Genomic DNA, 13673 nt, shown 5'->3' with positions numbered 1-13673 from the left:
ACCGATATCGAAAGGAGTGCGCGATGGCCGGAAACGTCGAGGTCGACCCCCAGAAACTGCGCAAGGCATCGGAATTGACCGACGAGCTGTCGACGAAAGTGACGGCAGCCGCCGACAAACTCCGCAGCACGCTCGCCGGAGTAGAAGCCGACCTCACCTTCCTTCCGTGGGGAACCGACAAGCGTGGCAAGAAATTCGCCGATGGCCCCACGGGCTACATGGCGGCGCGCAACAACCTGATCGAAGGCGCCATCGGCGCCGCGCAGACCCTCAGCGATATGGCGAAGGGTCAGCGCGAGGCAGCGAACTCGCTCACCGGCACCGACCAAGCCTCCAGTGAGAACCTCGGCCCAGGGAAGGCGTGAGCGCCCCATGTTCAACGACCGCTTGCGCGCGGATATGGCGACGATGCTCGACGGCCTCGGCGAACAGTTCCGCGGGATCGCCGAACTCCAGAAGCAGCGCGCGCTCCTCACAGCCACAGTGACCGCGTGCGATAAGCGCATCGAAGTGACAGTGAACGCCGATGGGCTCCTGATCGCCACAAAATTCGCCGACGACGTCCTCGATCTGAGCCTCGAGGAAATCGCCACGAACCTGACAGCGGCCGTCCAGTCCGCGGCCGCCGACGTAGCCAGTCGCAGCAGGGAATTGATGACGCCGCTGCTCGAACGGCGCGATGCGCTGCCCAAACTCTCCGAGATCATCGAGGGCGCACCCGATCTGGGCGCGATATTACCGACCGCGCCTGCTCCGCCGACGGTTCCGCCTGATCACAGCCGATGGCCGACGGACGGTTCCGGCATCCCCGGGCCGCGCTCCGCGGTCGCTGACAACGACGACTGACGCACCCGCACGCGGATATTCGAACGAAGCGGGATCCGATCCCGGCGAAGAAAGGCGACGATGGCCCTCGAACCGAACACGTGGTCCGGCCTGGAGAACCAGGCGAAGGCGGGATATCTCGCCTTCGACCCGGCGCAGGCTTTGGCAGCGGCCAAAGCCTGCGCCGATCTGGTCGACGATCTACTCGGGATGGGCGCCGCGGTGACCGATCTGCGCCTGAACAATTTCGCGCCTATCGGCACCCTGACTTCCGGCACCCAGCTCGCGATGGCGTTCAGTGCCAAGGGATCCCGCTTGTTCACCATCCTCAATGACCACGCGAAGATCGTCACCGATATGGGCGAAACCTACATCGCCGCGGGAAAGTCGTATGTGAGCACCGACGACGGTTCCAGAGACAACATCAAGGCGCTCGGCGAACTGAAGATGCCGACCGCGGCGACCCCGTACGAACCGGGCACCGCGGCCCCCGGTGCCCCCGACGCCACCTTCGGCAATCCGTCGCCCTTCAAGGCCGAGAGTTTCCCGTCGTCGTTGAAGGATTACCAGGGCGCGAAGGATACCGGCGCCAAAGCCAGCATCGAGAACAAGGACAGTCTCAGCTTCACCGAGATGTACGAACTGGGGCGCGATCTCGATCCGCAACCGGTACTCGCGGCCGCGGGGACCTGGTACTCCCTGTCCACCGACCTGCTCAGCAGGCTGAACAACTTCGTCACGGTGATCTCGGCGGGGACCGATGGCTGGGAGGGACAGGGCGCGACCGCCGCCGCGACGGCGGTCACGAACTACTCCAACGGTGTGCAACCGCTGGTCAACTCGATGATCGCCATGAGCCAGAACCTCGACTACACCGCGCAGTGGCTGCACCTCACCAAACTGAGCATGCCCGCGACGTCGGACGCCGGTGACTGCTGCCCCGGGCGGGTGACCAGGCGGTATCGCGACGAGTGGCAAAAGCACTACGGCGAGGGCATGAAGAACACGGTGTCGGTAATTCCGGCAGTCGACGGGCCGATCGCCACCCCACAACCCACCCCGGGTCAGGGTCAGAACACGCCGGGTGACAACCAGAACGGTGGCGGACAGCAGGGCGGTCCCGGCTGGGCTACCCCGGGCAACGGTTACGGCGACCAGGGTGGCGGCTACGGCAACACGGGCAATGGTTACGGCAACCAGGGCAATGGTTACGGCGATCAGGGCAATGGTTACGGCAACCAGGGCAATGGTTACGGCAACCAGGGCAATCCTTACGGCAACGAGGGCGACGGCACCCAGCAACTCGGCGAGGACCAGCGCAGTGCCCACTGGCAGCAGGACCAGGAATCCAGTGGTGGTGCCGGGTCGGGTGCGGGTCTGCCCGGCACCCAGAACACAGGGGGCGCCGCGCCCGACATCGGTTCGCTGCCTGCGGGCTACGACGCCGCGGGCGCGGGCCTCGGTGCGGATGCGTCCGGTGGGGGTGCCACTCCCGCAGGCGTGGTCGGCGGAGGTGCGGCGTCCCAGGGCAGCGCGACGCCGACGCGTTCGGCTGGTGGATCGGGTAGCTCGGCCTTCCCCCGCAGCAGCTTGCCATCCGCCGAACAGCTGGCATCAGCCACCGGTTCCGGTATGCCGGCGGTCCCCTCCCTTGGTTCGGTCCCGCTACCGCGCGGGTCTTCCGGTGCGGGAGGTGGGGCATCGGGCGGGAAACAGTCCAGTTCGGGCGGCACGGGTTCGGAGTTGGGCGCAGGCGCGCTCGGGGATGCTCTCGGCGCCGCGATGGGCGCAGACCCCACGCAGGTGAAGTCGGTCCTGGACAACCTGCCTGACCTGCTCGACGAGAACTTATTGTCCGACCTCACCGGATTGCCCCCGGAACAGGTGCGGTCGATTCTGGACAGCATCCCCGACGTGGTCGACGAGAACGCGCTCGCCGAGCTCAGCGGGGTGGATCCGGCGGGGGTGCGGGCCGTGCTGGAGAACCTGCCGGGAGCGTTGGACGAGCAGGCACTGGCGGCGGCGACCGGCGGCACGGAAGGCCTATCGTCGGCCGGGGCCGGCATCGCCTCGCAGGACGCGGCTTCGAGTGCGGGAGGCGCACAGAGTTCACTCGCTTCCGCGGGCAGCGACTTCCTCGGCCAACTGGGGAAGGCGCTGACCCAGGGACTGGATTCGCTCACTCAATTCGGCAGCGCACTACCTGGCACACAGGAGATACAAGACATGCTGCGGCAATTCGATCCGGACGCGTTGTCCACAGCCGCGGGGCTCGCCCCCGTCGATTCTGCGGGCGCGGGTGGTTCGGGCGCGGGTGGCGCGGGGGCAGGCGGCGGTGGAGTCGTCGGCGGCGTCGGTGCAGCGGAAACGCTGGCCCAACATTCCAGCACCGCCCTGTACCCACGCGCGGGGCTGCCCGGGGCCGAACAGCCGATCTATCCCGCCGCGGCGGCCGCTGCGCGCACCGACGGCCTGCCCGGCGGCGGGATGCCCATGATGCCGCCCGGCGGCGCCGGTGGCGCGGGACAGAACGCCGGCGGCGGGCACAAGCCCGCCAAATTTCTGCAGTCGAGAGTTCACCTCGACGAAGCCCTCGGCCCGATGCCCGACCGAGTGCGACCGGTGGCCGACTCATGAGCCAGACCTGGGAATTCACCGACCTGGAGTTCAATCTCCTCTGCGAGGACGTCCGGCGGGGCGAGCTGCCCGCACCGTTCATCTTCACCAGCCGCACCCGTCTCGAAGAGGACTACGAGCGGGAGAAATCGCAGGTACGCCAGCAATTGCGACACCGACTCGACCACGATCTCGACGCCTTGGCGGGCGCGATCGCCAAACCCGACGTCTTCGTCGTCGCGCACGCGTGGAACGACCAGGATTTCGGAAATCCCGCGGCGCGCATCCGGGTGCACGCGATCCGGCATCGGGCACGCGGCTACGTGATCACCCAGCGCCCGGGTGAAACCCTCGCGCACAGCGGCGGTTTCGACGCCGTCGAATGCGACCCGTATTCCCTGGCCGACACCGTGATCGGACTACTCCCGCGCTGCGGCGCAGGCAAGCTCGCCGACATTGCGCTCTCACTGCCCGACACCGCACCGATACAGGAGCGCGACCGCCCGGTATCCAGCATCGCCGATGACGACGCCGATGACGACCTCAGCGACGACCCCGCCCGCAGCGCCGGGTTCTTCGCCACCCCCGCTCTCAGCACCGGCATCGTCAAAGTGCTGCAAGGCCACTCGAAATACGGACCCCGCGGGCGGATCGAAACGGGCCTGTTGTGGCGCGACCTTCCCGACGACGGGCGCTACGTAATGCCGCTCGACGACCCTGCCCCGGTCGCCGGCGCCATGAGCAGCGACCGGCTGGCCCTCTGGATGCGCGACCGGATCGAGGAAATTCTCACCCGTATGGAATCGCATAGCGAAACCGAGGAGTGAGCAGAACCCGGCTCGGCCGATAGTCGGCGCGCCGAGGGCGTACGGCGTAGCAGCTCCTGATCGGCAGCGCCATGCCACGCGGTCAATCCGACGTGGGCCGGGCTGTGCGACACTTCCCAGCCATCCATCGACATAGGTTAGGCTAACTTCACTTATTGGATGATGGTTTCAGAGTGGGACGGTACAGCGCATGGCGATTACGCAGCGGGGGAGCCTTCGGGCCCGGCGATGGATGACCGTCGGCATGATCGGAGCCCTCGCTCTGACCGCTGGGTGCTCGAGCCGAGAAGCGCAGGCCGACAACGCGGCCGGCGCGGGAGCGCTGACAATCGTCGACCAGCGCGGCCAGACCGTCACCCTGGACGGACCCGCCGACAAAGTGGCGTTCACCGTGATGCCGGCACCCTCGATCTTCGCCGCGGTGGACCGCAGCTACGACCGCATCGTCGGCCTCAATCAGTCGACGCTGGTCGCTAATCGCGGTGGCATGTTCGCGACCATGTTCCCCGCCTCGGCCGACTCTGCGGTTGTCGCGGGCAACGATTTCGTGCCGAACGTCGAGACGCTGCTGCAACTCGATCCCGATGTCGTTGTGCAGTGGGGTGATCGGGGCAACGACGTGATCGCGCCGATCGAGTCGGCGGGCTTCCCGGTGGTCGGACTGAAATACGGAACCCAGGATGACCTCGAACAGTGGATCACGTTGTTCTCGCAGATCGCGGGTAAGCCGGAACGTGGACAGCAACTCGTCGACTGGCAGCGCGCCGAGCAGTCCGAGATGCGCGCCCGAGTGGCCTCGAAGCAGGGCCAACGGCCGCGGGCGATGATCCTGTCGCGCACCGGTGACACCTATAGCACCACCAGCGCCAAGGGTTACGACGGATTCCAGTTCGACCTGGTCGGCGGGGATCTGGTCAGCAAGGGTTTCGTCTCCGACTCCGGACAGGTGGGCCCCGAACAGATCCTGGCCTGGAATCCCGAGGTCATCATGCTCAGCGGATTCGACCAGAGCACTCCTGCCGACATCTATGCCGACCCGAGGCTGGCCGATGTCAGCGCTGTGCAGAACAAGCGCGTCTACAAGACCCCACTCGGTGGCTACCGCTGGCAGGTGCCGGGCGCGGAATCACCACTGATGTGGCTGTGGATGCACCAGATCCTGTACCCGGGCACGCGCGATGGGCAACTGCGCGAAGACATTCGCGCCGGGTTCGACAATCTGTTCGCCTATCGGATCACCGACGACGAGATCGACCAGGTCCTGCGTCTGGACCTCAACAAAGACGCTGCCGGTTATGACCAGTTCCTCCGTTGATCAGGCGGCGGCGCCGGTTGATCCGGCGCCGCCGCGGGCGGGGTTCGATCGGCGGATGCTGGCCGTTCCGGGGTTCTTGCTGCTGCTGATCGTCGTGGCGGTCGGCGCACTGGCCGTCGGCCGCTACGCGGTCCCGCCGAACGAGATCGTTCGAATCCTGTTGGGACAGTTCCTGCCGATCGAGCAGACCTGGTACCCGCAGGAAGCCACGGTGGTGCTCGATGTGCGCCTTCCCCGCGTCCTGTTGTCGATCCTGTTGGGGGCCGGGCTCGCGCTCACCGGTGCGGTGATGCAGGCGGTGTTCCGCAACCCGCTCGCCAGCGCCCAGGTCCTCGGCGTGTCATCGGGTGCCTCATTCGGCGGCGTGCTGATCCTGCTCGCCGGATTCAGCGGCGCCGCACTGGTGGGCGGGGCGTTCCTCGGCGGCGTTGCGGCATTGGCGCTGGTCGTGGCGATCGCTCGGGCCGTGCCGGGGGCGCCGCTGTTGATGATCATCCTCGGCGGCACCGTGGTCGGTGCGATGTTCGGGGCGATGGTCTCGTTCATCACCTATATCGCCGACCCCTACAGCGAACTTCCCTCGATCGTCTTCTGGCTCATGGGTTCACTCGCGACGGCCAGCTACCCGAAGGTGTTGACCGCGGCGATCCCGATCGTTGCGGCGGGACTGGTGGTGCTCGCGCTGCGCTGGCGGCTGAACATTCTGGCGATGGGCGACGAGGACGCCACCGCGCTGGGGCTCTCACCCCAGCGGCTGCGCAACCTGCTGCTGGTGTGCGTCGCGTTGATCACCGCGGGATCGGTATCGGTCGCCGGGGTGATCGGCTGGGTGGGACTGGTCGTGCCGCACCTGGTGCGCATGATGGTCGGCACCGACAACCGGATGGTGCTGCCGGTCAGCGCTTTGCTCGGCGCCATCTACCTCACCCTGATCGACACCCTCTCGCGCACGATCAGCACCGCCGAGATCCCGATCGGCATCCTCACCGCCATCATCGGCGCACCCTTCTTCGTGGCGCTGCTGATCCGCAACCGAACCCGCCTGTGGGGTTCGGATGCTTGAGGCGAGCTCGTTGTCGTTCCGCTATTCGGCCAAGGGGCCGTGGATCTTTCGTGATGTCTCGGTCCGCGCCGCGGCGGGTCAGGTTTTCGCGGTGCTCGGACCGAACGCACGTGGCAAGACCACGATGCTCAAGTGTCTGGCCGGAATCACGCGCCCGGTGACCGGTTCCGTCACGACGACCGGCGGCGTGGGTTACGTCCCGCAGAGCCATTCGGTGGTGTTCTCGTTCTCGGTGCTCGATATCGTGCTCATGGGCAGGGCGCGGACGGTGAAGATCTACAGCACTCCCACCGCCACCGACCGCGAGGCCGCGCGGGAGGCGCTGCACCGGGTCGGCGTTTCCCATCTCGCGGACCGTGACTACACCGGACTCAGCGGCGGCGAGCGCCAATTGGTGCTCATCGCAAGGGCGTTGGTCTCCGACTGCGACACCATCGTGCTCGACGAACCCGCCGCCGCCCTCGACCTCCGCAACCAAGCCCAGGTGCTGACTGTGCTCCGCGCGCTCGCCGACGAGGGAATGGCGGTCGTGATGACCACCCACCACCCCGATCACGCACTGCACGTGGCCGAACGGTCGATGCTGATGGTGAGCGCCGACGACCAGCGGATCGGTCCGACCCGCGAGTTGCTCACCGGTGCACTGCTTTCCGAGATGTACGGGGTGCCGATCGTCACCGCCGACATCGAAACGCCGAGTGCGATAAGGCGACTGACAGTTCCCGATTTCGGCAGGGGAATCTCGTGACGGTGCTCAACGCCCTCATGGCCCCGCGCGACCGGCAGGTGATCGACGGCATGCGAGAAATAGATGTCTACGACCTGTCGACCGAATGCGACGACGCGGTCACCGGGGTGTATCTGACCGGCGATGTCGATCAGGAGTACCTGCTCCACCAGCGACCGTTCTTGGATTCCTTTGTCACCCGCGGCGGACGCGTGGTCATCAACGGGCACGTGCAACGCCGCTTCCTGGACGGTTTGAGCACGTGGCGAAAGCTCGACTTCCGCAGCCCGCGCGATCTCACGCTGACCCGCGTGAACGTGCATCCTGTGTGGGCAGGCACCGACCCGAAGTCCTTCCTGTACAACACCGGAACGCCGGGGCCTGTGCCGTTCGAAGTACTGGCCCGGATCGGCGTTGCCGGCTTCTACGGGCGTGGCTGGTATGCGGACCTGCCCGACGACGCCCGAGTGGTGCACACACTCGGGACAACCAACGCCCCGGTCGACTACGACTACCCGCTCGGCGCGGGCCGGGTCCTGGTACACGGCGGCAACGATCTGCTGCAGTTCGCCACCGCCGCGCGTGGCACGCAGCGATTGCGCACCCAGCTCGTCCGATGGCTGGAAGGCCGCGATGACTGACCTCGTTCGCGCCGCCTGCTCGATCGCCTTGCTACACGGCGGCAGCCACGCGCAACTGGCCACCCTGGCAGACCCCGCACTGGCGCCCTACCGGCTCCGTCCGATCCATGTGCGGACCGGGACGCCCGAGGAACTCACCGACATCGACGTGATCGTGGTGTCCGACCGGCTCCGCCCGGATCTGTTGGGGCACTGGACCGCAAGCATTCTCGCCTCCCTCGACCGCGGCGCCACCGTCTTGGTCTTCGGCGAGAACGCCGTGGAGGGTTGGGTGCCCGGTGTCCGCCAACAGAGCCGTCCCACCGTGTTCTGGTGGTGGCGAACCGGCGAGGACCACCGGCTGCGCACACGCGCCCCGGACCATCCAGCCTGGGATTTCTTTGCCGATCGCGCGGTGATCTGGCACTACCACGGTGTGCTCGAGCCCCCACCCGGCGCGGTGAGCCTGGTCGATCTGCACACCGAGGACGGCGCCCGCGACGGTTCGATTCTCTATCTCGACGAGCAGTCGACCCCCGGTCGTCTGCTGGTCACCACCATGGACCCGGTCTATCACCACGGGTCCGGATTCATGCCCGGCGCAACGCAATTGCTCTACTCAGCGTTGTACTGGGCCACCGCCGACCGGAGGAAAACATGCTGACAGTCCTCGAATCGGGCACGCCGATCGATATCTCGTTCACCGATCTGATGAAGTACCACGGGCCACACTTCCCCGGCGGGGTGGCGCACGCGTACTGCGCGATGCGCCATGCCGTCGCGGTGCTCGGTCCCGTCGAGCGCCGTGAGGTCACCGTCCGCACCGCGTTCCCCGGCCCCGGCGGCCGAGACGCGATCGAAATGGCCTTGCGTGCGGTCACCGGCGATCGTTTCGTCGTCGTGCCCGAACTCGCCGCGACCGACCGCGGTGTCACCCTGGCCCGCTACGTCTGGGAATTTCGCTACCGCGACCGGACCGTGCTGGTGCGGTTGCGCGACGCGGGATTCGTCACCGACGAATTCATCGAGCTCGGAGCCCGTAGCGACCGCACTCCGGCCGACGACGAACGACTGACCGTGCTGAAACAGGAGATGACCGACCGACTGCTGGGCGGCGAGGTCGGCGAGGTCTACGAAGAGGTGCCGCAGCCGACACGCTGAGTCAGGCCACTGATAGGTACTTCTGATCGGTGGCCACGATGAGCAATTCAGTATCCCCAAAGATGGGTCGAAGGGTTCCCCTGCTGTCGACGAACTCATTCGACGCCGATGGCGACGGGGTGCCTGGCACTCGACCCAACGCAGACCCACCTCGAGCTTCGTCGTTCCGATCCCCCGGTCGGTCACCGATGAGCGACCGACGACAAATTTGTACCAGGCGGGTACGACAAGTCCGGCGGCCGAATAGTGCTGTCGCCAAGGGTATTTCGGTGACAGTCCGACGGTCCGCCGACGGCAGCGGCCGCGTACCCGTCGCGAAGAACCTCGCTGCTGATCATTGGCGGAAACATGGGTGCACCGACGAACCCGCATCGGTAGTTCACCGTGGAAGTGGCCGCAGCAGTCCTATCCTGTGACTGCTGCGGTGGGTGTGAGCAGACGCGGGGGACAGACTTATGACCTAGCGGCGACGTCGATATGCTCGAAGTCGGAGACCTGCGGGCTTGAGGGTGAGAGTTTCGCGGACATCCAAGTCATATCCCGGGTCGGATTCCAGGTCGAACTGGTGCAGAAGTGCTGCGAGGGTGACCGCTATTTCGTGGTGGGCGAACTGGCGGCCGATGCAGGCACGGGCCCCGGTGCCGAAAGGTTTGTAGACGCGGGGCGGTAGGCCGCGGATGTTGTCCGGCAGGAATCGGTCGGGGTTGAACTGGTCTGCGTCGGGGCCCCAGGCCGGGTCTCGGTGGGCGGCGAGGAGCAAACCAGTACCCAGTCCTTCTTGGCGAAGCGATAGCGGCCGCAGAGCGTGGTGTCGCGTTTGGCCCGGCGGAAGTATCCGGGCCCGGTTGGCCACAGCCGCAGGGTTTCGTCGATGACGCGGCGCAGACCGCGCAGCTTGGCTACGTCGTCGTCGCGGACGTCCGGAAATTCCATTGTGGGCCAACGCTCGTCGAGTTCGGCGCGGACGGTCGCGGCGATGTCGGGGCGGGTCGAGAGGTAGTGCAGAGCGAAGGCGATGGTGTTGGCGGAGGTCTCACTGCCCGCTATGAGGAAGGTGAGGATTTGGTTTCGGATGTTGACCGTGTCGAGACGTTCCCCGGTTTCTGGGTCGACGCTGTCGAGCATGAGATCGAGAATGTCGTGATACTCACGATGGGGATCGCTTGTGCGGGCCTCGATGATGTCGTCGACGAAAGCGTGCGCATGTGTCAGGTCGGCGTTGTGTCGATCGTGGTCGTCGCAGCGGAAGACTTTGTCGAACAGGGGGAGTACATCGGTGCGGCGGTTGGCGTAGGCGAGCTCACGCACCATCGCTTCGACGAAAGAACCGCTGTTCGAATCGGCCAGCGAACCGAAGGAATGCGAGAACCCCGCGCGCGCAATAATTTCGAACGTCAGCTTGTTCGTCGTCGCCGGCACGTCGATCCACTGCGGTGTCGCAGACCAGACATCGGTCAACTCCCGAACGGTCTCGATGATCGAGCCGTGGTAGTTGGCCATCGCCGACTTGGTGAAGGCGGGGGCGAGAACGGTGTCTACCTTGGCCCAATTCGGCTCGGAGTTGTAGGTAGCGAACAAACCGTCGCCCGCAAGCGGTCGATCATGTTGTGTCCCTATGCCTTCTGGGTCGTTGATTCGGCTGGTCTGTTCCAAGCTGACCGGCTTCGGCCACGACCGCCTCAGCCTGCCATGATGGAGGCATGGATGAGCGCACTAATCATCCACCAAAATGACTCCGACCATTCGAGGCGACATGCGAGCCCGCGAATAGCTCATGAATCCCATTCAAGTAAGCGGATACTCGGCCTGCTCTCCGAGCCCCGATCGGTACTCATTGCGGACTAAGCCGGGGCCCCGAGGCGTAGAGCAACCATCCGCGGTGAGGAGGGCACCCTCGGGTGGGGATCGGTCGACTTCTCATAGGTTGGGTTGTGCCAACCCTGGGGTGGGTTCCGGGCAGTCGACTGCTGCGGGATCGTTGATGGCACACCGGAAACGGTGTCGGAGAGGATCGATCGAGGGTATCGGTCCCTCTGCTCGAGATCAAAGGAAAACACCATGTTCGTAGGGCGAATTCAGTTGCGTGCCAACGTGGTAGCGGTCAGTCTGACTGTCGCGGTTCTCGGTGCCGCAGTCGCGGGCTGTGACCCGACGACCGGGCCCCGCAGCGTAGAGGTCACCACGACCCGCACCGCCGAAGCAGCCGAGTTCAGTACCGACGAAGAGTCGTTCCTCGAAGAGATCAGAATTAACGACGCGGCCTTGCCGGGGAAGTCGGGGAAGGAGTTGGTCGCCGCGGGCCACGCGACGTGTGAACATCTGCGTGGAGGCGTGTCGGTTCTGGACGAGACATCCGCGGTTGAGCAGATCTACCAGTTCGATCAGGGCCCGCTGTTCGTGAGTGCCGCGACCACGAATCTGTGCCCGGACTTCGTCTCGTGACCACGTGCGCACCGTCGACCTGCCCGAGTGCGGTGGTGGGGCAGGGCTCCACGCATCGAGCCGGCCCGGCACGCTGAGTCCGATCATCGGTGCTCGACGCGGCGAGCTAGACTGTGCGCCCGGAAGGCTCTTACCTTCTGCCGATTCCGGCTGAGAGTCGGCCGACGGTGGCGAAGGAGCCCGCGCGTGGATACGCCTTCCGGTGGCCGCGTCTATCAACGTTGTCCGCCCGAACCGAATCGACGGTAATGCCCCGATGAGCACAGCGACCGCCAACGAGGCGTTCGAACACCCTGCCCTCTTCTATGGAAACGAGCAGGAATACAGGCAGCAGACGGGGGTGTTCCTGCGCGAGGGTTTGGCGGCGGGTGAGCCGATGGCCGTCGCGGTACCGGGGCCCAACCTCGAGCTGATCAAGGACGAGCTCGGCGTCGATGCTCGCGGCATCTCGTTTCTCGATATGACCGAAGTCGGTCGCAACCCGGGGCGGATCATTCCGAAGGTCCTCAAGGGGTTCGCCGACGCGCATCCGAAGGGGCGGGTGCGCATCATCGGCGAGCCGATCTGGGCTGGGCGTAGCGCCGTGGAATACCCCGCATGCGCGCAGCACGAAGCGCTGATCAATGCCGCTTTCGAAGGCCGCGCGGTGACCATCCTGTGCCCCTACGACGAAACCCGCCTGGACGCGGCGGTCCTGGCAGATGCGCGGCTCACCCACCCCACCCTCATCAGTCAGGGGCGCGAGCAGGCCAGCGACGATTACGACTGGCAGACGATCGTGGCCCGCTACAACGAGCCGCTGGTGTCGGCGCCCGATGCCGCCGTCTTCGCCTTCGGCGAAGCCGAGCTTCGATCGGTCCGCAACTTCGCCGTCGACCACGCGAGCAAAGGGGGACTCGACGCCGTACGGCTCGAAGACGCCAAGCTGGCGGTCGCGGAACTGACAACCAACAGTGTGGTGCACGGTGGCGGCCGGGGTGTCTTCGCGATGTGGTCCGAGCCGGGACAGCTCGTGTTCGAGGTTCGCGACGGCGGGTGCCTGAGCGATCCACTGGCTGGGCGCAGGCCACCTGAACAGGGACAGTTCGGCGGTAGGGGCCTGCTGCTGGTGCACTACCTGGCTGATCTGGTGCGCATACACACCGGCGAGGACGGCACGACGATCCGCTTCTATCTCGACGTGTGAATCAGAATCTGCCTCGCATATCGTCGATAAACCCGTAGCGGGCCCAATCCTGGTCAGCCGCGTTCACGCCGAACGGTCGCAGCGTAAAGTCTTCGGTCGGGTGGTCATTCGAATCCGCAACACACCGCTCGGTCGTGTGGGGTGACGGTCGGCCCTACCTCACACCGATCGGATAGGTGTTCGATTCGGACCGGTCGACCAACGAGGACAGCCATGACGGATACCGCAGCACCGGCCCGAGCAGTGCCCGAGCAAGCCCCGCCCGTGCAGGCCGCGGTAGCCACCGACGAAGTCGAACTGCGGCGGCTGCTGGCCGGTTTGACCGCGGTGCGCGACGGTGATTTCGGCACCAGGTTGCCCACCGACGCCGACGGGCTGCTCGGCGAGATCGCCACGGTGTTCAACGGCATGGTGGACCAGCTGTCGCTGTTCACCTCTGAGGTCACCCGTGTCGCGCGCGAGGTCGGCACCGACGGACGCCTCGGTGGGCAGGCCGAAGTACCCGGTGTGTCGGGCACCTGGAAGGACCTCACCGACTCGGTGAACGCGATGGCTGGCAACCTGACCAGCCAGGTGCGTGATATCGCTCAGGTCGCCACCGCGGTCGCGCGCGGTGACCTGAGCCAGCAGATCACGGTGAACGCGCGCGGGGAGATCCTCGAGTTGAAGAACACCATCAACACGATGGTCGATCAGCTCTCCTCGTTCGCCGACGAGGTCACCCGCGTGTCGCGTGAGGTCGGCACCGAGGGCAGGCTGGGTGGGCAGGCCGACGTCAAGGGTGTGTCCGGGACCTGGCGAGATCTCACCGACTCGGTGAACTTCATGGCCGGCAACCTCACCGCGCAGGTGCGCTCGATCGCGCAGGTCGCCACCGCCGTGGCAGGTGGT

Annotated in this window: 13 protein-coding genes and 1 pseudogene; 13 read left to right on the top strand and 1 reads right to left on the bottom strand. The window is 66.0% G+C overall.

The features are described 5' to 3' along the window. Window positions 1-23: 23 nt before the first annotated feature. From NS1_RS37315 to NS1_RS37270, 10 genes are all read left to right on the top strand, one after another. Window positions 24-365 carry a hypothetical protein gene (locus tag NS1_RS37315; RefSeq protein WP_062992287.1) on the top strand — a complete coding sequence of 114 codons (342 nt, stop codon included), beginning with the start codon at window positions 24-26 and terminating at the stop codon, window positions 363-365. Window positions 366-372: 7 nt separating this feature from the next. Next, window positions 373-846 carry a YbaB/EbfC family nucleoid-associated protein gene (locus NS1_RS37310; protein ID WP_062992285.1) on the top strand — a complete coding sequence of 158 codons (474 nt, stop codon included), beginning with the start codon at window positions 373-375 and terminating at the stop codon, window positions 844-846. A 60-nt stretch (window positions 847-906) separates the two neighbouring features. After that, entirely contained in the window at window positions 907-3462 is a 2556-nt protein-coding gene (locus NS1_RS37305) for a PPE domain-containing protein (RefSeq protein WP_062992283.1), read from the top strand. Beyond that, the gene (locus tag NS1_RS37300; protein ID WP_062992281.1) at window positions 3459-4268 is read left to right on the top strand and encodes an ESX secretion-associated protein EspG; all 810 of its coding nucleotides are present in this window, start codon (window positions 3459-3461) and stop codon (window positions 4266-4268) included. Before NS1_RS37305 ends, NS1_RS37300 begins: the two co-directional genes overlap by 4 nt. 190 nt (window positions 4269-4458) lie before the next feature. After that, window positions 4459-5583 (top strand): ABC transporter substrate-binding protein, encoded by a 1125-nt coding sequence (locus NS1_RS37295; protein WP_063816378.1) that lies wholly within the window; start codon window positions 4459-4461, stop codon window positions 5581-5583. Then, window positions 5564-6646 carry a FecCD family ABC transporter permease gene (locus NS1_RS37290; RefSeq protein WP_062992277.1) on the top strand — a complete coding sequence of 361 codons (1083 nt, stop codon included), beginning with the start codon at window positions 5564-5566 and terminating at the stop codon, window positions 6644-6646. The genes NS1_RS37295 and NS1_RS37290 overlap by 20 nt, the downstream gene beginning before the upstream one ends. Beyond that, window positions 6639-7394, top strand: coding sequence for an ABC transporter ATP-binding protein (locus tag NS1_RS37285; RefSeq protein ID WP_062992275.1), 756 nt, complete (start codon window positions 6639-6641; stop codon window positions 7392-7394). The genes NS1_RS37290 and NS1_RS37285 overlap by 8 nt, the downstream gene beginning before the upstream one ends. Beyond that, window positions 7391-8014: a hypothetical protein gene (locus NS1_RS37280; RefSeq protein ID WP_062992273.1), complete on the top strand. Its 624-nt coding sequence runs from the start codon at window positions 7391-7393 to the stop codon at window positions 8012-8014. Before NS1_RS37285 ends, NS1_RS37280 begins: the two co-directional genes overlap by 4 nt. Continuing rightward, window positions 8007-8657: a hypothetical protein gene (locus NS1_RS37275; protein WP_062992271.1), complete on the top strand. Its 651-nt coding sequence runs from the start codon at window positions 8007-8009 to the stop codon at window positions 8655-8657. Before NS1_RS37280 ends, NS1_RS37275 begins: the two co-directional genes overlap by 8 nt. Continuing rightward, complete coding sequence (locus NS1_RS37270; RefSeq protein ID WP_062992269.1) at window positions 8651-9154, top strand: hypothetical protein; 504 nt, start codon at window positions 8651-8653, stop codon at window positions 9152-9154. The genes NS1_RS37275 and NS1_RS37270 overlap by 7 nt, the downstream gene beginning before the upstream one ends. Before the next feature lie 460 nt (window positions 9155-9614). On the opposite strand, the pseudogene NS1_RS37265 reads toward NS1_RS37270, so the two are convergent. Continuing rightward, a pseudogene (locus NS1_RS37265) lies at window positions 9615-10732 on the bottom strand (cytochrome P450). Window positions 10733-11212: 480 nt separating this feature from the next. On the opposite strand from NS1_RS37265, the gene NS1_RS37260 reads away from it, so the two are divergent. The 3 genes from NS1_RS37260 to NS1_RS37250 form a co-directional block, all read left to right on the top strand. Then, window positions 11213-11596 carry a DUF732 domain-containing protein gene (locus NS1_RS37260; RefSeq protein ID WP_062992267.1) on the top strand — a complete coding sequence of 128 codons (384 nt, stop codon included), beginning with the start codon at window positions 11213-11215 and terminating at the stop codon, window positions 11594-11596. Between the two features lie 256 nt (window positions 11597-11852). Then, complete coding sequence (locus NS1_RS37255) at window positions 11853-12782, top strand: anti-sigma factor RsbA family regulatory protein (protein WP_062992265.1); 930 nt, start codon at window positions 11853-11855, stop codon at window positions 12780-12782. Between the two features lie 213 nt (window positions 12783-12995). Then, on the top strand, window positions 12996-13673 hold a 678-nt coding region (locus tag NS1_RS37250; protein WP_218020013.1), incomplete at its 3' end, for a HAMP domain-containing protein.

Source organism: Nocardia salmonicida NBRC 13393, from assembly GCF_001613085.1.
Lineage (GTDB): Bacteria > Actinomycetota > Actinomycetes > Mycobacteriales > Mycobacteriaceae > Nocardia > Nocardia salmonicida.
This window is presented reverse-complemented; position numbering and strand designations above follow the sequence as displayed.